The organism is Kitasatospora sp. NPDC056138 (assembly GCF_042264695.1).
Classification (GTDB): domain Bacteria; phylum Actinomycetota; class Actinomycetes; order Streptomycetales; family Streptomycetaceae; genus Kitasatospora.
Map to the genome: position 1 here is coordinate 13,766 of NZ_JBHJVK010000038.1, position 21,408 is coordinate 35,173.

Sequence of the window (21,408 nt, forward strand, 5' to 3'; positions counted from 1 at the left end):
GTTTTTTTTCTTATTTTTTGTGTTTGGGGGTTGGGTTGGGTGCGCCCCCATTCCCCCCTCCCCCGCCCCCCCCCGGCCGCGGGTCAAGTGGGTCAAACTGGTTCATATCGGGGCATTTCCAAGGCCTTTCTGGCGCCTACTGCTTGCCGTGGCGTGACTCGGGCAGCATCGGAGCGGCTTGTCAGCGGCCATTTCGAGGCGATGGCAGTTACGGCGTGTTACCAGCGGCGGGTGATCTGGCCATCGCGTTGGAGCTTCTCGAGGTGATGAGTGAGGGCTTGGCCGGCTTCCAGGATCCGGAGCACGTCGGGGTGGAAGTAGTGCTGGGTGGTGGTGATGAGCCGGTGGCCTGCGATTTCCTTGAGGATGTGCGGAAGGATGCCGGCGTCGGCCATCCAGGTCAGGCTGGTGTGGCGCAGGTCGTGGCGGCGCAGGTGTTCGTAGTCGAGGTCCCGGGTGACGTCGTCCCAGTGGGTGGCGTCGCGCAGGACTGCGGTGCTGATGCGACCGCCGCGCGGGCCGGTGTAGAGGCGGGCGTCCGGGTCGCCTCGCGTCACTTGGAGCCGCCTGATGATGAGCGGGCGCAATGGTTCGATGATCGGGATGAGGCGGGCGACCCTACCCTTGGTGTGCTTGTCGACCAGGCCGCCGGGAGCGGGGGTGGTCTGTCGGCGGCAGGTCAGGAGCCACTTGTCGGTATCGACGTCGCGGGCCCGGACTCCGGAGACCTCGCCGATCCTTGTGGCAGTGCAGGCGCTGTGGACGACGACATCACCCCATCCGCGATAGCGGTTGTATGAGGCCGCGACCAGGGCATCGGCGAGTTCGGTGAGGGCGTCCCAGTCGCGCAGGGCGAGGGAGCGGGGATCCTGCAGGTCATCTTCGACTTGCTGGTATTCGCGCTGCCAGCCGGTGATGTGGGCGGGGTTGTGTTCGAGGATGCCGTCCACTATGGCTTGCTCGAAGATGCGAGAGAGCATGGCGAGGGTGTTCTTGATCGTGGAGCGGCTGCAGCCATCGGCGATCCAGCCGAGAACTGCCGCAGTGATGAGAGCGGTGGTAATCAGGCGGAGGGGGAGCCGCCCGAGCTCGGGCTCGATCCGCAGGTGCCAGCCGGCGAGGTAGGGGGCATGTGTGGTGGTTTCCAGGCCGGTCAGGATGACCGGGAGGCGGAGGTTGACGTAGTCGCCCAACGGCATGGAGGCCAGGGACGGGAGGACGGGGCTGCCGGTGGCGTCGGCCAGGATGGTCAGCCATTGGGTGACCAGTGTCGGGTCGAGCCCATTGTGGACGGCCCCTGCCAGGAAGCTGGCCCAGGCCTGCGCCTGGGCCGGGGTGGCCTGGGCGGCCGGCGGGCGGGGGTTGGTGAGCGGTGAAGTGCGGCACTGCGAGCGCAGGGCGCTCGGCGGAGCGGGAGGGTCGGCGGTGGTGATCTCGCTGAACGGATCCGGGGCGGCTGATTTCCAGGGATGCATTGCAGTACTCATGCACCATGGTTGCGCCGATTCACCTTGCTTGTTTGATGCCGTCATGGTGTCATGGCTTCATGCTCTATGGTGTGCCATCGCTGCAGGACATCGACCAGTCCGTCCTCGCGGAGATCGACGAGATGCGCGACCGGCTGCGTCTCCATCTGCGCACTTCACGTCGCTGGGAAGGGCAGCTGCGGCGTAACCTCACGGCGCGGGCGATCGCAGGATCGAACACGATCGAGGGCTACGCCGCGAGCGTGTCGGACGTCGAGGACATCATGGTCGGCGAAGCGCCGATCGATGCGAACGACACCGTCACGGCCGAGATCGAGGGCTATCGGCAGGCGATGACCTACATCCAGCGCCTCGCCGAAGCGGGCGACGACTTCGCCTACAGCAAAGGCCTGCTCAACGCGCTGCACTTCATGATGCAGGGCCACCACCTGATCAAACGGCCCGGCTGGTGGCGTGCCGGGCCGGTGTACGTCACCTCCGCCGAAGACCCGACCATCGCTGCCTATACCGCCCCCGATGCCCAGCAGTTGGCAGTACTGACTGACGAGCTGGTCGAGTGGCTGAACGAGGGCGACCTGAACGCTCCGGGACTGGTGCGGGCCTCGATGGCGCACCTGAACCTGGTCGCGATCCACCCGTGGTCGGACGGCAACGGCCGGATGTCCCGCGCCCTGCACACCCTGGTCCTGGCCCGGGAGGGGATCATGGCGCCGGAGTTCTCCAGCATCGAGGAATGGCTCGGCCGCGCCCGCAACACCTACCGCTACTACGACATCCTCGCTGAGGTCGGCGGCCCTGTCTGGACTCCGGAGCGGGACACCCTGCCCTGGGTGCGGTTCTGCCTGCGCGCCCACCACCAGCAGGCCCAGAGCGTCGAGCGGCAGGTGAACACCACCCGCGAGGTCTGGACCGCCCTCGACGAGGCCGTCGAGCAGTGCGGCTGGCCCGACCGCATGCTGTACGCCCTCTACCCTGCGGCCATGGGCAACCGCCTGCGCCGCGCCACCTACCAGGCCGACGCCGAGCTCAGCGAGCAGCAGGCCCAACGCGACATCCGCGAACTCGTCCGCGCCGGCTGGCTCGCCGCCAAGGGCGAGGCCCAGGGCCGCTACTACACCGCCGGTCTGGACCTGCCCGAGGGGATCACGCGAGGGGTGCGTGAGCCCCGACCGCTGCGCGACCCGTACGCATAGGCGTTGATGGCGGCAAGAGGGGGATCGGCATGGCTGTATGACGCGACGACTGTACTACCATCAGCTCATCGCAAGGCGAGCCTCGGGTGTGAATTTCCGGTTGATCGAGCCCGCTTCCAGCCATGTGCCCCTTGGTGCTGATCGCGGAAATGGCGTTGACCGAGAAGCGGTTCCCGGCGCGGCGCACGATCGGGGTCCGTCCCTTGGCGCCCCAGGTTCGGCCGGTGACATGGTCGGAGCGGATGCCGACCTGGTCGGCGGACAGCACCTCGGCGCCATCGGCCTTTGCCTTCACGCGGATCGCCGGCCAGGTCTCCTCCAATCAGCCACGCATTGCCTCGGGATCCTGCTCGACGGGCCGCTTGTCCGGACGCTTGAACGACGGCCCCAGCGGCGCAGGTGCTTGCCTACCCCGGGCTCGGTCGCCGGACCCAGTACAGGTTCGCGATCAGCGCACCCACCTGGGAACGCGTCCACAATCGCCCCGAAAGCACCAGTTCACAGGGCTGGTGGTCGAGTGCGGCCTGCCTCACCGCAGCCCGCTTGGCCTCGGACAGCACCTGATGCTCCCCGACCCGCCGCCCGCGCGGACGCCTGATCAGCGCCTCACGCCCGCCGTCCAGCCACTTCGCCCAGCAGCCGTCCTCCGCCCTTCAGCGAGACCTTGAACACCGCTGTGACGTCCTCACGGTCCGGGCCCTCCGCCAGCGCGGCCACCGTCCGCAGCCGCAACGCTTCTTGCGCCGACGGTGACAAGTACCGCGCTTCCCCGAACAGTTCACTCACGCGGTATTCAACGACCGAGAACCCCTACCGTTTCGGACGATCGAACTTGCCATCCCCAGGGTCCGCCCCGACATCTGCCGCCGGGCCGGCGTACCTCGACAGAAATCGGCTGGCTTACCGGAGCGACCGTGCTGCCCATCACAGGTAGCGAGCCTTTACGGACGGTCAACTACGACGAGTGACGTTCAGTCAGTATCAAGGCCATTGCCTCGATAAGGTGTTGACGATCTGGTGCATTGACAGGGGTGGGACATGAGCAAGCTGCACGTCAGGTACGTCCGCAAGGCGATCGAGGACCGGTTCACCGACCTCATCGACATGAAGGACAAGGCGAAGGTCGCGGAGAAGGACCACGTCCAGGCGTTCCTCAGCCGCGGGCTGGCCGCACTCGCCGTGCAGATCGAGCACCCCTGCAGTGACCGCATCGCAGCGACCAGGATCTTCGATGGCGACGACGACCGCGGCCTCGACGCCATCGCCGTCGAGGTGAGGGCTCCGCAGCCGAGGATCTGCCTGGTCCAGGCCAAGTGGAGCGACAACCTGAAGGGTGGTTTCGGAGAGACCGAGGTCGACCGGATGTTCCGCGGCCTGAACAGGATGCTCGACCTTCAGTACTCCAAGTTCAACAGCCGTTTCCAGCAGTTCGTCCCCGAGATCGAGCAGGCCTTCGAGATCGGCACACCGAAGATCACGCTGGTTCTCGCACTGATGCGTACCGCTCCACTCGACGAGGGCACCCGGGAGCTCATCAAGGAGAAGCTCGCCGAGCTGAACCAGGTCGAGGAGATGGTCGACTACAAGGTCCTGGACCTGCGCGATTTCCACCGTGCCATCCTCGGGGACGCGGCCGCCCCGAGGATCGACGCCCGGGTTCGGCTGGACGGCTTCGTACAGGAATCGACTCCGTACAAGGCCCTGTACGGGACCATGACCGCCGCAGATCTCGCCGACCTCTACAGCGAGCACCGGCGCGGCCTCTTCGCACGCAACATCCGCGACAACCTCGATCTGACCGACGTCAACATCAAGATCAGGAACACCTTGCTGGAGGAGCCGGAGCACTTCTGGTACTTCAGCAACGGCATCACCATGCTCTGTGAGACGATCAAGCCGGTCGGCAAGGCGGTCCCTGGCAAGGTCGGGGACTTCCAACTCATCGGCGCCAGCGTGGTCAACGGCGCACAGACGGTGAGCGCCATTCACCGAGCGTACACCGCTGATCCGGACACCGCCCAGTACGGCAGGGTCATGGTGCGCCTGATCTCCCTGGAGGACTGCCCTCCCGGCTTCGGCGATCACGTCACCACGAACACGAACACGCAGAACCCAATCGAGGAGCGCGACTTCAAGTCCCTCGACAAGGTGCAGGTCCAGCTCCGTGACGACTTCGCCCTGATGCTGCATCTCAGCTATGTGATCAAGCGGGGCGAGGCCGTGCCGCCGCCGGAGCACGGCTGCTCGATGGCGGAGGCCGCCGAGGCGCTGGCCGCCACGAACCCGAACGCACAGCTCGCCGCATTGGCCAAGCGTGATCAGAATCTCGCCGGCCTCTGGGAGGACAAGATCTACCAGGAGATCTTCGGGCCGGCCCCGAATGCCTTCCGGGTGTGGCGCTCGGTAGAGCTCCTCCGCGAGGTGCGGGCTCAGCTCCAGAATCTCCGGGACGGCCTGCTGTGGAGGGCTGACGCGGCGGCCTTCTACGGAGATCTCCTGGTCACCCACATCGTCTTCCGCCGACTGGACACCCGGTCCATCGAGGACCCGGCCTACTACTGGCCACGGGAGCTCGCTAAGGTTCCCGCACTGGTGCGGGACACTCTTGCCTGGTCACTCGCCGCGATCGACGAGGAGTACGGAAAGTCCAGCCACATCATCGCCGCGGTGCGGAACACGGAGCGGATCGAGCGGGTCGTTCGGGCCGCCCTGCGCGGGCTCGACTCCGATCGTGGAGCTCCAGCCCTGGGAGAGGACTACCAGGTCACCGAGGTCGAAACGCGAGGTCGGCAGGTCAACGCCGTCACCACCCTGATCGCGAACGGCCGCATCGCGGACGGCACGGTCCTGGAGTTCCGGCCGTACAGCAAGCCCGAGCGTCGCGACATGGCGGAGTGGCTGGCGGAGGACCCCAGGCGGTCGTTGGCTACGTGGAGCAACGCAAACCGCCGTCAGCCCCTGCAGTGGCACGCGGACGAGGGGTGGTACTCGCCCAGTGGTCTCGCCAAGGAGATGCGCCGCCTGGCGTCCGGAACGACGTCGTCCGTCCAAGGCACGCTGCGCTGGTTCGTCCCGGGTGAGGGGTCTCTCGATGAGCTGGCGTTGGCGGTCCGGCTGGACGAAGGGTTGGACGTGGGAGACGAGCCGGTGGGTAGCTGACTTTCACGGCGTGTGCGGTGGCAGCGGCGACGACGACGCGACAACCGGTTCCTCGGCATTGTCAGTGCCTCGAAGTAAGTTCGCGCCGCGCCACCGCCCAGATTGATCGTGGTCCGGCCGGAAGCGCAGTCGGGCATGCCGCCCCGGCCGTAGGATCACAGGTGGCGGTTCTGATCGCGCACCCGCAGACCTGCCTGATCGGGCCGCCGGCACCAACGAGTACAAGGAAGAAGAGCAGCACGCCGATGGAGGAACTGACCTTGGACCTGGACATCCCGCAGCAGCCCGAGGACGGTGCGGAGCCTGCGGCGGAGGACACCCAGCCCCTGGTCACGGCCCTGGAAGAGGGCCAGGTCGTCGACTACATCAGCGGTAGCGCGATCAAGGAGACGGCGAAGGAGAAGGTGCGCCAGCGCATCGCCCGGGCCCTCGTCCACGAACACGGTATCGACCCTCATGACATGGCTCGCGACTTCCCCGTCACGGTGAGCGAAGAAGGTGCCCCGCGCAAGCGGACGAAGAAGGCCGACATCGCGATCTTCGAGTCCGGCATGCCGCGTACCACGGCCAACCTGCGCCGAGTCGTCGTCTGTAAGCAGGAGCCCAATCGCGGCAAGAATGTCGTGAAGATCCGCGAGCCCGAGCAGGCGAAGAAGGATCTCGATGAGCTCCAGGAGCTGATGGGCAACGAGGACCGGCCCAACTGCGCAGACGGCATGTGGACCGACGGCGTCGACTTCTTCTTTCTCAAGAAGGTGGTCGGCGACTTCGGGGTGACCTTCGAGGACCGCAGCGACTGGGAGGTCGCCGACGGCACCATCGGTAGCCGGACCGTCGCCTCGCACCAACGGCTGCGCCATGCCGACCCGGAAATGCTCAAGATCGCCTTCCGGCGCTGCCACAACTACATCCACGGCAACGAGGGCATGCCGAAGGACGCCGCGTTCTGGCAGTTCCTCTACCTGCTGTTCTCCAAGATGTACGACGAGCGGGTCAGCCGCGGCACCGGGCGGGGACGGTTCCGTACCGGCCTGAAGGAGATGTTCGACCAGGACGGACGCGCCGCCATCAGCACCCGCGTCAAGGAGCTCTTCGAAGACGTCAAGATCGAGTACAAGGACGTCTTCAAGCCGAGCGACGAGATCACCCTGTCCGACCGTGCGCTCGCCTTCATCGTCAGTGAGCTTGCCCCGTACGACCTGACCGGCACCGATGTCGACGCCAAGGGCATCGCCTACCAGGAGCTAGTCGGCACCAACCTGCGCGGCGACCGGGGCCAGTACTTCACCCCGCGCGGCGCGGTCAACCTGATGGTGGAGATGCTCGATCCTCAGGAGGACGAGACCGTTCTCGACCCGACGTGCGGCACCGGCGGCTTCCTCCAGGCCACGCTCAAGCACCTGCGCGACAGCTGGAAGAAGGGAGCCGGCACCTTCGGCTTCCCCGACACCGAGGAGGAGCGCGAGCGCTACGGCGACCGGCTCAAGGCGTACGCGGAGAAGCACCTGGTTGGCGCGGACTTCGATCCGTTCCTGGTGCGCGCGACGACCATGGCGATCATGACGCTCGCGCAAACCACCGGCAACGTCTTCCACATGGACTCCCTCGCATTTCCGCGTGGCCACCTCGCCGGTGTGGAGCCGGCGAAGAAAAAGGTTCCACTGGGCAAGATCGTCGACGTGCTGCTGACCAACCCGCCGTTCGGAGCGGACATCCCGGTCAGTGACGAATCAGTCCTCGGTTCGTTCCGTGACGGCATCGCCAAGTCATGGGGACGGAACAAGGAGACCGGCGAGGTCGAGGCGAGCAGCACCAGTACGCCGACGAGCATGGCGCCGGAGCAGCTGTTCATCCAGCGGGCCATCGAGTGGGTCAAGCCCGGCGGCAGGATCGGCATCGTCCTGCCCAACGGCATCCTGTCGAACCCCGGGCCGACCGACGAGGCGATCCGCCGGTACATCCTGGAACACTGCTGGGTGCTCGCGAGCGTCGAGCTGCCTGTGGAGACGTTCGTCGTCGACGCCAATGTCAACATCCTCACCACGCTCCTCTTCCTGAAGCGGAAGACCGAACAGGAGGTTCGCAACCACCGGATGGGGACGGAGAAGCCGTACCCGGTCTTCATGGCGGTGGCCGAGAAGGTCGGCTTCGACCGGCGGGGCAACGACCTTTACAAGCGTGAGCCCAACGGGGACATCGTCGTGAAAACGGAGGTCGTGATGGAACGGCTCCGTATCCGGGGTAAGGAAGTGACCCGGCCGCTCAGGCGCAGCAAGCCGGTCATCGACAACGACTTGCCGGTGATCGCGGAGAAATACCGGGAGTTCCGGGCGAAGCATCCGGTGCCGGGTGTGGACGCGCGCATGGTTGCGGGGGTGGGCGCGTGAAGATCACAAGCCTCTCCAACCCAGTGATGTCCAGCTGGCTCGCGGAGCAGGGGCTCAGGCTGGATGCCTCGCCGTATGTCGCGGGCTCGCTGAAGACCAAGAAGCTGTTGGAACAGCTGCCGAAGACCGAGCCGCTGGCGAATCTGACAACGGGATACAAGGGAGGAATCTTCAGTGGCCCCATGTTCCGGAGGGTCTTCCTCACTGATCCTGAGCACAGCGTGCCCTTCCTCGGCACGAAGGACATGATGACGGCCGACCTGACCGGTCTACCCCGCCTACGGAAGACTGACGCCGTGTCGGCGACACTGTCCTACCTTCAGCTCAAGCCCGGTATGTCCCTGATCTCACGATCAGGATTTAACGCTGGCAGAAGGGCCTACACTCGCCCCGACATGGGTGATTGTTGGGCGTCGGAGGATATCGTTAAGGTTGAACCCGATCCGGAGAAGATCAAGTCCGGCTATCTGTACGCCTTCCTCCTCAGTCGGTTCGGCGAGTCGCTCGTTCGCGGATCGGTGTACGGGTCGGCGGTGAAGCACATTGAGCCGCATCACATCGCGGGGATTCCGGTGCCACGGCTCGGCACACAGGTCGAGGGGCAGATTCATGACCTGGTAGAGGAGTGCGCACGGTTGCGTGCCGGATTTCAAGCGGACTTGGTCAGCGCCTCCGAAGATTTCTTCAAGAGTGCAGGGTTGCCTGATCTGGCTGAATACCAGTGGCACCAGCAGAGCCGGGACCTAGGCTTCGAAGTCAGCCAGCTATCCCCCTTGTCGCTGCGGGCAATGAGTTATGGGGAAAGGGCTCGGCAGTTGAAGGCTAAGTTGAGTTCTGTTCCGCACCGACCACTCGGCGATATCTGTACCGCTGGGCAATTGCGGTACGGCCCAATCTTCAAGCGTGTCGACAGTGACCTCGATCATGGTGGGCGGCTGCTGGTCGGGCAGCGGCAGGGCTGGTGGATTCGCCCGGAAGACGGCCGAGTAATCAGCCCTAAGCACACGCCGGCAGGCGTCTTCGTCCCTGACGAGACGGTCATGATCGGGGGGCACGGCATGCCGAGTGAGAGCGGACTCTTCGGAAAGGCCACCTTGGTGACCGGGCGGTGGCTGCGCCATGCGTACAGTCAGGACTTCTTGCGGGTCACCTCGGGAACGGATGACGTATCGGGTGCGTACCTGTTGAGCTTCTTCCGGTCGACAGTGGCAATGAGGTTGATTCGAAGCATGTTGACGGGGGGAGGTCAGCAGAGCATACACAGTGAACTCGTTGCCGAGATGCCTGTTCCTATTTCCGCCCCCGCTGACCGTGAGCGAATTGAAGGCATCGTCCGCAACGCCTACCAGAACCGCGACCGCGCCGACATCCTGGAGGACAAGGCCCTCGCGCTGCTCACCACCGCCATCGAGGAGGCCGCCGGCTGATGGGTGCCAGGATCGTTGCAGTTGGGGAGGCCGTCAACGATGCCGAGCGGAGGGTGATCGCGCACCTGCGTGATCACGCCCCCGACGACTGGACGGTCCTGCACTCCGTCGAGATTCCGCACCACCGGAACGAGCTGTTCGAGGTCGACCTCGTCGTGGTCACCGGGCACTGCGTGTACGTCATCGACGTCAAGGGCACCCGGGGCCGCATCGAGGTCGACGGCAGGAAGTGGCATCCGTCCCGCTGGGCGCCGTTCCGCTCCCCGCTGCCGAAGCTGCGCGGGCACGCGAGGCAGCTGAAGACGATCCTTGAGACGGCTCACCGACAGCTGTCCCGGATCTACACCGATGCCCTCGTGGTGTTGCCTGCGCCGGACGCCCTGCTCGTCGACCGGACTCCCCGACAACTGGACGCTCACGACACCGTGACGCTGCCGGACCTGATCGCCCGACTCGCGGACGTGAGCCGCGTCCCCACCTCCACCAACCGGTTCGACACGGAGATCTCCGCGCACCTCGAGCTGATCGTGCGCACGATCCAGGGCTCGTCGCGACCGCCTTCCGGCCCACTGCGGTTCGGCAGCTGGGAGGTGATCGAGCGGCTCGGCGAGACCTCGCCTGAGGAGAGCGGGGATGGCATCCTCCGCGAGTACCGGGCCAAGAACGCCATCGCACCGCAGGGGTCGGGCACGGTCCGGCTCTCCGTCCGCAAGGCTGACCCGTACGCCCCGGAGGCGGAGCGGCTGCTGCAGCAGAAGCGGATCGGCATCGCGTACGAGGCGCTCGGCAAGCTGCCCTCGCACCCCAACATCGTCGGCGTGCGGGACTTCTTCCCCAATGACGACGAGGGCGTCTTCGTCACCGTCTACGACGACGTGCCCGGGCACGCGCTGACGCTACACCTGACCGGGGCTGCCGACCCGCTGACCGCGGACGCGAAGCTGCGAACGATCCGGCACATCCTGATGGGCCTCGCGCACACGCACCACCGGCACATCGCGCACCGGGAGCTGAACCCGTCCACCGTCCTGATCGCGCAGGACGGCCGGGCGATGCTGACCGGTTTCGAGTACGCGAAGACAGCGCAACGCCGCGCGCACACCGTGATACGGGAGGCACACCAGGCGGCCGACCGCGCGTACCTGGCGCCTGAGTGCCACGCCGACCCCTCCGCGATGGGGAGGAAGGCCGACATCTACTCCGTCGGCGTCATCGGGTACCAACTGCTTACCGGCGAGCTGCCCTTCACCTCGGCGACCGAGCAGGCTGGTGCGGCCGGGCGGCTACCGGCCAGTGGTCTGGAGGCCGCGCAGGTCCGGGTCGAGCTGGCGCACTGGCTGCAGAAGCTGTGCGCGACAGCTCCGGACGAGCGGCCGACCGCCGTTGAGGCGCTGCGGCGGCTCGATCTCGTCATGGGTGCGCGGAACGCGCCGGCCAAGCGGATCGGCTCCTCCTCGTCTGCCGCACGGCCGCAGGCCCCCGCGCCGCATGCACCGGACGGTCCGCGAGGCCCGGAGGTCTTCAAGGAACTCCCAACCGACTTTCAGCTCGGCACGAAGTACCTGGTGCGCAACCGGTTGGGGCGTCCCGGTTCGTTCGGGGTGGCGTACCGGGTCTACGACACGATAAGGAGTGTCGACAGGGCGGTGAAGCTGGTCCTGCGGGACCGGGACTCCGTCCTGGAGCGGCTGCGCCGCGAGGCGGACGTGCTGCAGCGGCTGCAGCACGCGCCGCACCCGAACGTGGTGGCGATGGTCGACGCGGACCGGTTGCTGCCGCCGGACGAGTACCCGTACCTGGTCTTCGAGTTCGTCGACGGCAAGGACGTCGCCGAGGTGATCCGCGGTGGTCGGATGGGCGCGGCGGACGTGCTGCGGCTCGCGATCGACACGGCCCGGGGGCTTCGCCACATCCACGAGCGCGGGGTGTGGCATTGTGACATCAAGCCGAGCAACCTGCTGTGGACCGACGATGGCGTCAAGCTGATCGACTTCGGGATCGCGAAGACCTCGGACTCCTCCGAGGGGCACAGTTACACCAGTCCGCGCTATACCCCGCCCGACCTCGACCAGGTCCCCGCGAACGGTACCGGGTACACCGACCGAGACCTGTTCGGTCTCGGAGTCACCCTGTACGAGGCGCTGACCGGCGGCCAGTACCCCTGGGAGGGAGTCGGACAGCCATCGCCCGGGGTACGGCCGCTCGATCCGCGCACCGCGTTCAGCGGATTCGGTGACCTGTCGCCCGGGTTCGCCGAGATCATGCTGCGGGCGATCTCCCCGTACCGGGGCGAGCGGTTCACCACGGCCGAGGAACTGCTCGGCGCGCTGGAAGCTCTGGAGTCGGCGCGCGTCGCTCCCGCACCGGCGCCGCTGCCCGTACTCGAACAGCGACCGCCCGCGCCGCCAGCGGTTACCGCCGGTGGTCAGGACACTCCGCCGGAGCCGAACAGCAACCCGTTCGTCGCTCACCTGCAGACGCTCTACAGCCAGAGTCGCCGCAGCAACCGGGGCACCCGTGGCCTCGACCCGCACTCCATGTCCGTGTACGTCGAGACGGCTCTGGACCGCGAGCTCGTTCCCGCGCTCAGGGCGGGCCGGCACGCGCTGGTCGTGGTGACCGGCAACGCGGGGGACGGCAAGACCGCCTTCCTGGAGAGCTTCGAACGTCAGGCCCGCGAGCTCGGCGCCGAGTTCGGGCCGTCCCGCTCCAACGGCACCGACTTCACTCTGGCCGGGCACCGGTTCCGCACCAACCACGACGGAAGCCAGGACGAGGGCGATACCAGCGGCGACGACGTCCTGGAGGAGTTCTTCGCACCGTTCGCCGGGGCCGACGAGACGGCCTGGCCGGTCGGGAGCGAGACCCGGCTGATCGCCATCAACGAGGGACGGCTGGTCGACTTCCTCAGCCATCACCACGACCGCTTCCCGCACCTCGCCAAGCTCGCCAACCTCGGCCTGGCGGGAAGCGCCACGGGGCAGGCTGTCGCCGTGGTGAACCTCAACGCGCGGGATGTCGCTGCCCGCCCGGTCGACGGCACCGGTGGGCCGCAGGACGGGGAGTCGCTGCTCGAGCGCATGCTCGACCGGATGACGCAGGACCGGTTCTGGGAGGACTGCGAGAACTGCGACCTCGCCGCCATCTGCTACGCCCGGCACAACGCCCAGACCTTCCAGCACCCCGCCGCCGGTCCCCAGGCCGGGCGGCGGCTGCGACGCGTCTACGAGCTCACCCAACTCCGCGGGAAGCTCCACATCACCCTGCGAGACCTGCGCTCCGCGCTCGCCTACACCCTCACCTCGGGCCGCGACTGCGCCGAGATCCACCAGCTGTACGCGGCCGGCGAGACCCAGCAGATCCTGGACAGCTTCTACTTCTCCGCCCACCTGGGCACCCCGCCAGCCTCCGACGGCACTCCGCTGGAACGCGACCGGCTGCTCTCCCTGCTGCGCGAGGCCGACGTCGCGGCGGTGCCCCAGCCTCAGTTGGACCGGCGGCTCGACTACGCCGGGCTGCTCGAGGACGGGGCGCTGGTCACCGTCGACGGGCGCGGCGACCGCGACCGCGTCCTGCTCGGCCAGGAGTTCGCGCAGCTCGGCCGGTCGGCCGCCGAGCGTGCCTCCCAGGCCGCCACCCACCGCCGGTACGTGGACACGGCCCGCCGTCTGCTGTACTTCGAGCTCCATGACGAGGAGCGGGCCCAGCGGATGCTCCCCTACCCCTCCGTGCTGCGCTTCATGGAGCTGCTCTCCTGCCCCACGGACGCTGGCACCGAGGAACGGGACAGCATCCTGCGGGCGCTCAACCGCGGTGAAGGGCTCGTCGCACCCGAGCGGATCGGGGACGCCCTCGCGCTGAAGGTACGTGACGTTCCAGGCGGCACGATCCGCAGCTTCCGCCGGTTCCCCGCCGAAGGGTTCCGCCTCGAACCCGGGGCGGCCCCGGCCTCGCCGTACATCGAGTCCGGCCGCACCTCGCTGCGCCTCAGCTATCGGGACCCGGCCGGCAACCAGGGCGGCACGGCCGAACTGGACATCCGGCTAGACCTGTTCGAACTGCTCCAGCGCTTCGAGCGCGGCTACCGGCCCTCGGTCACCGACCTGCAGGGACAGCAGCTCGCCCTCGCCGTCTTCAAGAACCGGCTGGCCGCGGTCCCATACCAGGAGGTCCTCCTCACCACGCACGGACACGACCTGCGGCGGATCCACCGCACTGAGGACTCCGTACTGCACATGGAAGAACTGGCGGTTCGGACGGACCATGGCGAGCAGCCGGGTGCGGACGCCGCCGGGGTGGAGGAGACGACATGGCGCTGAGCGGATCCCTGGGAACGTTCGCCCATCCCGGCATCAGCCGGATCGACTACAAGGCGCTGGACATGGACCGCGTGCTCACCGCGCTCCTGGCCCGCCTGTGGCACGGGGGCATGCCCAGCAAAATCAGCCGGGCGAACACCCTCGACGTCGACGTGTTCGTCAAGCTGTTCCTGCAGCATCCGGAGGTGTTCGACGGCTTCGACCGGGAAACCACCACCCGCTGGACATCCACGCACCTCCTGGACCTGGTCAACCGGGGAAAGGTGACCGAGGCCGTGGCCGGCCCCCGGCCGCTGCACGGATTCACCTATCGCTTCCGCAACAGCCGCAAGTCCCGCCCGTACGGGGCCGACGAGCAGCTGTACGAGATGCTTGCGGAGAACGAGGGCGCGTTGAAGGAGCTCCGTGAGTTCTTCTTCTCCGACGTGGACCGCTCCACCGGCGAGATCACTCCTGGTCCGGGTACCGATGTGGAGACGCAGGCGCTGCTCCACCTCGTACAGCAGGCGGGCAAGCAGATGCAGGACCAGGCCGACACCAGACGGCCCCGCACGCCCTACCCGCCGCTGTGCGCGGAACCGGCGCGGCAACTCTGCCAGGACGTCATGCGGCTGCTGTATCACCAGGACCACATGCCCCGCACCGTCCTCGTGGACTACTTGAAGATCCTCTTCGCCTTCCACCTGTCTCTCTACCACCTGCGGATGATGAAGCTGCTCCCTGCGGTGGTCGAGGCCGGCGCGGCCTCCGCTGCCTGCCGCAAGGGCCACGAGGGCAGGGAGGCCGCAGACCGCTGCCCGTACCGAGTACGGCTCTTCCTTGATGTCCAAGGAGTGCCCGGAACCCCGGCCGCCGCGCTGGCCGAACGCAGCGCGGAGATCTGGTACCGGCGCGTCCCTCGCTTCATTCAGGCGACCTACCAAGTGAAGAAACTCGACGAGTTCTCCGATCACCTGGCGCTCAAGACCACCAAGCTGAGCCACCCGGCCGGGCGGAGCTACTTCACCCCGGAAGAGGCCCTGCAGCGGCTTGGAAAGTCGTATACAAAGGACCGGGATGCCTTCTTCCTCCAGCGGGTCAACCGAGTACGGGACGAGGAGGAGGACCTTCCCGCCGAACTGAAGCAGATCACCCAGCTCGGACTCGACCCCTTCGACGAGTACATTGAGATGCTGATGCACTACAAGGGGCGTCACTACCGTAACTACTTCATCGAGTGCCTCGACACGATGCTCCTCAAGCACCGTCCCGGTGCACTGCTCGCCCAGCCGCGCGGCGGGCGTTCCAACGGCAGGAGCTCCGCCCGCCGTTTCGTCCTCGACGCCCGCCTCCTCGAAGTGCTTCTTCAGGTGTCCCTGCTCAGGGAAGGCGACGACGGAACCGGAAATCTGCGGACCTCGCCGATGCGGGTGGACGAGTTCCTCGCCCTGCTGCGCGACCGGTACGGGCTCCACATCGACCAACTGCCGGACGCCGACGGCTTCTCCGGCGCGCACCTGGACGACCAAGCCGCCCTGCGGGCAAACGCGGCGGCCTTCCTCAACCGGCTTCGCGAGATCGGCTATTACCAGGACATGTCCGACGCCTATCTGACGCAGACCATCACTCCCCGGTACACCATCGGGACCGAGGCGACGACGGGAGCGGCGGCCCGATGAGCACCAGCACCACCGGACTGACGGAGCCCACAGCTAAGGACCTCCGGGAAGCGCTGGAAGGCGTCCTCGTCCCCCGGCTCGCCAAGCTGGTCGGGGAGCGGGACGCCGGACACTGCATGCGGGTCACCGAGGTGGAGGCCGAACTGGCGGCGCCCCTGGTGCGCCGGCTGCGCGGGGCGCTCGGCATCGCCGCCACCGTCTGCGTCCTCGGACCGGCGGACGACCTGGCCCGGGACCGACCCTTCCATGACGTGACCGTCACCAGCACCAAGCTGGTCGAGCTCCGCAACCGTACGGAACGCGAGGGGACCCTTCCCGGGCCGCTCCTCGTCTTCGTGCCACCGGGCACACGTGTGAGCGCCGAGGACTCCTTCGGCATCGCGACCTTCGAAGAGGTCCCACTCGGCGACGCCTACGCCCAGCTGGTCGACCACCTCCTTCAGCAGGTGCCGGACCGGCTGCGCCAGGGCGTCGACGAGCTGCTCGCCGCCCTCCGCAACCACTCCGACCGGCGGGTGAACGACCGCGCGGTCGCCACGTACCTGCTGACGCTCCAGACCAACGGCTACCGTGAACAGGTCTCCGGCGCGGCGATCTACCACTTCGGCCTCGTCCCCGACTTCGACCTGTACGCCGACCCCACACTCGTCAAGGACCGGGTCGAGCGGAACCGGGGACTGATCGACAAGCTGACCTCGTCGAACCGTTCGGAGCGCCAGCGCGTCCTGGACCTTGGCCTGAGCGACGCCGGCTTCGCCGCCAAGCTCGCGGGATTCGCCACCCGCTGCGGTCTGGAGGACCCGGTGGCGTGGACCCGCCGTGTCGTCGTCGACCGCGAGAATTGGGGGCTCTCCTTCGGGAACTGGCGCATTGACGAACGTCGGCGGGCCACCGTTGCCATCGACGTGCGCGAGCTCGGGCTGCCCACCGCCGGTGACAACGCCGAGGAACTGAAGTCCTATCAGGCGCTCCAGGCGATGGTGGGCCAGCCCTACCTTCTCGCCGGCGAGAAGGGCGCACGCGAGCTGACGGCCCGCTTCGCCGTCCAGCCCTCCCCGCTCAAGGTGGATGGGCTTGAATGTTTCCGAGTGGAGATCGTCTCGGAGAACGGCGGGCCAATCGGAAGGGCGGCCCACATCGGCAAGGGGACTCGGGTGAAGCCCGAGTACAAGGTCAAGCTGACCCGGCTGAACAAGATTGACTGGGAGGAGGGGTGGCACTACGTCCGGGTCACCCCGCTCTCCGTGTCGGGCGACGCGCTCGACGTCGCTCCCAGCGCCCACGAACAGCCGGGCGGAGAGAGCGAGCGCTTCTACGTCATCCCCGACGCCGAGGCCGACGAACCGCCGGAGCGCAGCGCAGGCCGCCACGACGGAGTCGCCCAGGCACTCCGGTCCCTGCAGTTCGATGCCCTCGCCGCCGGGGACGACCCGACCCGCGTCACGCTGAACGACATCCGGTGGAAGGCGACCACTCTGCGCGGCCCCCAGCGGGCCCTCAACGCCAGGATCCATCCGGCAGGCAGCGCCGAGATCCGCCTCTCCCCCCTGCTCGTACAGGCCCAGCAAGATCTGCTCGCACAGCCTGAAGACACCTCGCTGCGCCGTCTCGTGCTGAACCCCAATGGCACCGCTGAGATGCCCGCCGGTGATGACGACGACGTGGCTAGCGACCTGACCGGGCGGGCCGCCGAGGCGTACGACGTCTTCCTCGCTGCACGGAGTGCCTACTTCGCCGCCGTGAGCAGTCGGAACGGTGACGCGATGGAACCGGCCGAGCTCCTGGTGAGTGAGGCCATCGACTTCGAGACCGTACGCGATGACCTCGCCGCCTACGCCGAGGCGTACGCCGAACTGGTGGAGGCCCAGTCGCTCCAGGCCGAGCGGGCAGGCGACGACGCACGCGGCGCCGCTCTTGTGGCGCTGGCCCGGCTCCAGCAGATCGACTGTGTTGCCGTCACCCTCACGGACGGCCTCGGCCGATGCGACACCGTCCTGCTCGCCTCACCCACCCACCCGCTACGCGCCCTCTGGCTGGCCACCTGGTCTGCCATGGGCCAGGAGTGGACCAGCCGACTCGGCGGCGAGGACAAGCGCCGCATCATCTCCGCCCGCGACTCCCTCCTCGAAGCGCTCTCCCCGCTCGGGTTCCCCTTCGCGATCCCGCGCCAGGACGGACGCCTCATGGCAGCCATTGACAATCTCACCCCGTACTGGGGTGCCTACCTCCCCAGCGAGACCGCCGACCCCCGCGGACTGCTCGGCCGGCTCACCGCCGCGCTGAATCTCCCCACCACCGGCACACGCATGGCAAGCGGCTCCAGTGCACTGTCCGGCACAGCCCTGGCCGACCGCATAGAGCGCTACGTACGCCTGCACCCGTACGTTCGCACCCTCGTCATGAACGTCGTCAATGCAGGCCGGGCCGAAATCGTCGCCGACGCCCTCCTCGAACTCCAGCGGCGCCCCGCCACCCGCGACCTCACGTACGACATCCGGCTGTGCGTCACCGACCCGGAGACCCCGGAGACCGGAGCGGCGCTGGATGAACTGCTCAGCGCCCAGAACCAGATCTCCTCGGCCGAGGCGGAAGCCTTCCTGCATACGGCGGGCGATACCCGGAACGCGAAGCTCGTCTACTCCGTCCGCTCCGTCGAGGAATTCAGAAAGCCGTCCACCGAGTTCGACGCCCACCTGGCCGTCCTCATCGATGCCTTCGGGGGCGAGCAGCACAGCTCCGTTAAGCGGCACGACATCGTCAACGCGCCGGTACACGGACTCATCCAGGCAACCTCCGCCGCGTACGAGGACACCGAGCAGCAGATCGTCTGGCGAACTGTCCCGCGCCACGGAACTGCCCTGCCCACTGAGGACTCCGAAGACCTCGCCACTCTCCTGAGCCGCCTGCCCGGCTTGCTCGCCAGTGCGGCCGCCAACGTCGCCACAGCCGGGCAGGCGCCACGAAACGTGCCCTGCACCGTTCTCTCCCTCGACAACGACGACCGCGCCCTGCTCTACCAAGCCCATCAGATCAGCGACTGGGTCGTCACCATCGACCGCACCCTCGGCCTTGAGTACTTCGACCACGCCGGACAGCGCGGCCGCCCCGAGTACGTCATCGACTACGCGCCGTCGCTCGACAGCAGCCTCGGCCACCAGATCATGGTCAGCTCGAACTCGGTCGACGAACTGCGTACCCTGTTCGGCCCGACCGCCCAGCAGCACGGGATCGAGGTGGAGGAGCGGCACCTCAACACGTTCTTCGACCAGCTGCGCCTGCTCTCCGGCAGCCTCGCCTTCAAGCTGGCCTCCACCGCCCCCAACCAGCGCACCGAAGTCCTCGGCCTCTCCCTGGCCCGGCTCTACCTGGACTACCAGAACGCCCTCCACAATCAGATCGTCGTCCCGCTCGACGCCCACCCCGAGCTGTACACAGAAGTACGCCGCCAGTCCCGCGAGCTCGGTGACTCGCTCTCCTTCCAGCGCAGCGACCTCGCGCTGTTCCACCTCAACGTGCGGACACGGACCGTCACTTGCCGTCTCGTCGAGGTCAAGTGCTACACCGCGCTCGACGACATCGGCGCCTACCAGCGCCTCAAAGCCAAGATCGCCCAGCAGTTGGGACAGAGCGAGAGCATCCTGGCCGAGTCCTTCGATTCTGCCCGCACTACTCCGGACCGCATCGACCGCCCGGTCAAGAACCTCGCCCTCGGCTCCATGCTCCGCTTCTACCTGGAGCGCGCGGCGCGCCACGGCACCATGGGCCAGGCGCCCCGAGTCTCGGCTCACGCCCTCCTCGACAGCCTCGACGACGGCTACCGCCTTGACTTCACACGCAGCGGCCTGATCTTCGACCTCGCTCGAAGTGGTACCGATCGCGAGTCGGAAGACGGAGTGGAGTACCACCGGATCGGTCGCGACTTGATCACCGAGCTGATCGACGCGATTCCCACCGAGCGGCCGGGCGTCGCTGTGTTGACGGATGCGTCTGTCGAGGAGCAGGAGGAGGACAGGCCGCACGCGGGCGAAGCTGCTACCGCCCCCACCTTGGCCCTGTTGCAGCTGGCTGTGCCACGGCTCACCGACGCGGGCTTCCGCGCGCCTGATGCGGAAGACGCCCGGGAATCGGTGAGCAACCGGGCCGGAGAAGGCGAAGCGGAAACCGCCACGGATGCAGACGAGAGCACATCTGTGCTCGACGATGTTTCCGCGGCCTCCACCGGACATGGGCAGTCTCACCGTGTGGACGGCTCGGATGCAGAGCCCACGCCCGTGGCAGAAGTACCCGATTCGGCGCTCGCCGTCCCGGACGTTGCCTCATCGGTCGTTCCTCCCTCCGATGAGGACAAAGCTCCGCAACGAACGGAGACTGTCCTCGACCGGCGCGGCTTTCACGATGCCCCGACCATCGATGCCCAGCCCACCCCAGTGACGCAGGGCTCGGCTCCTCAAGGGGGAGCTCCCGAAATCTTCCTCGGCGTCACTCGTCCTTCCCTGCAGCATGGTGTACTCGGTGAAGCGGCCGGGCGGAAGGTCGCGGTCGACCTCGACGAGACCCACACCATCAGCCTCTTCGGCGTACAAGGCGGTGGCAAGAGCTACACCCTGGGCAGCATTATTGAAATGGCGTCCTTGCCCGCGCCGCCGGTCAACGAGCTTCCCCATCCCCTCGCGACCGTGGTGTTTCACTACAGCCGGACCATGGATTACGCCCCAGAATTCACCTCCATGGCGCTACCGAACGACGACCGGGCGCAGCTGGAGGTCCTGAAAGAGCGCTACGGAGCCGAACCTCAGGCGCTGTCGGACGTCCTGCTGCTCGCCCCCGTCGATCAAGTCGCTGACCGCCAAAGGGAATTCCCCAGCATCGACGTCCGGCCGCTGGCCTTCTCCTCTGGCGAACTCCAGGCATCCCACTGGCGCTTCCTCATGGGAGCGGTCGGCAACCAGTCAACGTACATCCGGCAACTGACCCGCATCATGCGGTCGAACCGCAACAACCTGAGTCTCGGCGTCATTCGGCAAGGTGTGGCAGATTCCGGCATGCCCGACCACATCAAGCAGTTGGCTCTGGAACGGCTCAAGCTGGCCGAGGACTACATTGACGACAGCGCGCAGCTCACCAGCCTCATCCGACCCGGGCGACTGATCATCGTTGACCTTCGCGACGAGTACATCGAGAAGGACGAGGCGCTCGGCCTCTTTCTCGTCCTGATGCAGCTCTTCGCCGAAGCCCGTAACGGAGATGAACACTTCAACAAGCTGGTCGTCTTCGACGAAGCGCACAAGTACATCGACAGCCCCGACCTCGTCGCCGGCCTCGTCGAGACGGTCCGCGAGATGCGCCACAAGGGCATGAGCATCCTGGTCGCCAGCCAGGACCCGCCTTCAGTGCCGATCTCTCTGATCGAGCTTTCCGACCATGTTATCCTGCATAAGTTCATATCACCCGCCTGGCTGAAGCACCTCCAGAAGGCGAACACTGCCTTTGCCGGGCTGCGCTCGGAGCAGATGGCACAGCTCCAGCCTGGAGAAGCGTACGTGTGGGCGAGTAAGTCCACCGACCCGGCGTTCACTCATGGCGCTGTCCGTGTGCGGTGTCGTCCTCGGGTGACCCGGCACGGTGGAGGAACGAAGACTGCGTCCGGCGGGCAGTAGGTCGGCAGCGAGCCGCCCGGAGAGATGATTCCGTTTGTCTCCGAGCGGCTCCGTGTCAAGCCGCGACAGCATTGCGCAACCGAACGTCTGGAGCAGAGGATCGGTTCTGGGGGAAAGGATG

8 protein-coding genes and 1 pseudogene are annotated in these 21,408 nt (G+C 67.0%); 7 read left to right on the forward strand and 2 right to left on the reverse strand.

The features are described from left to right. Positions 1-218 precede the first annotated feature (218 nt). Complete coding sequence (locus ACFC1R_RS22525; RefSeq protein WP_375941258.1) at positions 219-1,487, reverse strand: tyrosine-type recombinase/integrase; 1,269 nt, start codon at positions 1,485-1,487, stop codon at positions 219-221. 71 nt (positions 1,488-1,558) lie between these two features. Here ACFC1R_RS22525 and ACFC1R_RS22530 point away from each other — a divergent pair, with 71 nt between their 5' ends. After that, positions 1,559-2,680: a Fic family protein gene (locus tag ACFC1R_RS22530; RefSeq protein ID WP_375941260.1), complete on the forward strand. Its 1,122-nt coding sequence runs from the start codon at positions 1,559-1,561 to the stop codon at positions 2,678-2,680. Positions 2,681-2,801: 121 nt separating this feature from the next. Here ACFC1R_RS22530 and ACFC1R_RS22535 read toward each other — a convergent pair. Beyond that, a pseudogene (locus ACFC1R_RS22535) lies at positions 2,802-3,406 on the reverse strand (winged helix-turn-helix domain-containing protein); the annotation flags it as partial. 312 nt (positions 3,407-3,718) lie between these two features. Here ACFC1R_RS22535 and ACFC1R_RS22540 point away from each other — a divergent pair. The 6 genes from ACFC1R_RS22540 (at position 3,719) to ACFC1R_RS22565 (ending at position 21,287) form a co-directional block, all read left to right on the forward strand. Continuing rightward, positions 3,719-5,839, forward strand: coding sequence for an AIPR family protein (locus ACFC1R_RS22540; protein ID WP_375941262.1), 2,121 nt, complete (start codon positions 3,719-3,721; stop codon positions 5,837-5,839). A 161-nt stretch (positions 5,840-6,000) separates the two neighbouring features. Next, positions 6,001-8,226 (forward strand): restriction endonuclease subunit M, encoded by a 2,226-nt coding sequence (locus ACFC1R_RS22545; RefSeq protein WP_375941264.1) that lies wholly within the window; start codon positions 6,001-6,003, stop codon positions 8,224-8,226. Beyond that, entirely contained in the window at positions 8,223-9,653 is a 1,431-nt protein-coding gene (locus tag ACFC1R_RS22550; protein WP_375941266.1) for a restriction endonuclease subunit S, read from the forward strand. The genes ACFC1R_RS22545 and ACFC1R_RS22550 overlap by 4 nt, the downstream gene beginning before the upstream one ends. Then, complete coding sequence (locus ACFC1R_RS22555; RefSeq protein ID WP_375941268.1) at positions 9,653-13,972, forward strand: protein kinase; 4,320 nt, start codon at positions 9,653-9,655, stop codon at positions 13,970-13,972. Before ACFC1R_RS22550 ends, ACFC1R_RS22555 begins: the two co-directional genes overlap by 1 nt. Further along, positions 13,963-15,630, forward strand: coding sequence for a hypothetical protein (locus tag ACFC1R_RS22560; RefSeq protein ID WP_375941270.1), 1,668 nt, complete (start codon positions 13,963-13,965; stop codon positions 15,628-15,630). Before ACFC1R_RS22555 ends, ACFC1R_RS22560 begins: the two co-directional genes overlap by 10 nt. Further along, complete coding sequence (locus tag ACFC1R_RS22565; protein ID WP_375941272.1) at positions 15,627-21,287, forward strand: ATP-binding protein; 5,661 nt, start codon at positions 15,627-15,629, stop codon at positions 21,285-21,287. Before ACFC1R_RS22560 ends, ACFC1R_RS22565 begins: the two co-directional genes overlap by 4 nt. Positions 21,288-21,408 lie beyond the last annotated feature (121 nt).

What these genes read in the sequence shown, in the direction of transcription:
- ACFC1R_RS22525 (WP_375941258.1), bottom strand. Translation starts at nt 1,487, where the DNA reads ATGAGTACTGCAATGCATCCCTGGAAATCAGCCGCCCCGGATCCGTTC.
- ACFC1R_RS22540 (WP_375941262.1), top strand. Translation starts at nt 3,719, where the DNA reads ATGAGCAAGCTGCACGTCAGGTACGTCCGCAAGGCGATCGAGGACCGG.
- ACFC1R_RS22555 (WP_375941268.1), top strand. Translation starts at nt 9,653, where the DNA reads ATGGGTGCCAGGATCGTTGCAGTTGGGGAGGCCGTCAACGATGCCGAG.
- ACFC1R_RS22560 (WP_375941270.1), top strand. Translation starts at nt 13,963, where the DNA reads ATGGCGCTGAGCGGATCCCTGGGAACGTTCGCCCATCCCGGCATCAGC.
- ACFC1R_RS22565 (WP_375941272.1), top strand. Translation starts at nt 15,627, where the DNA reads ATGAGCACCAGCACCACCGGACTGACGGAGCCCACAGCTAAGGACCTC.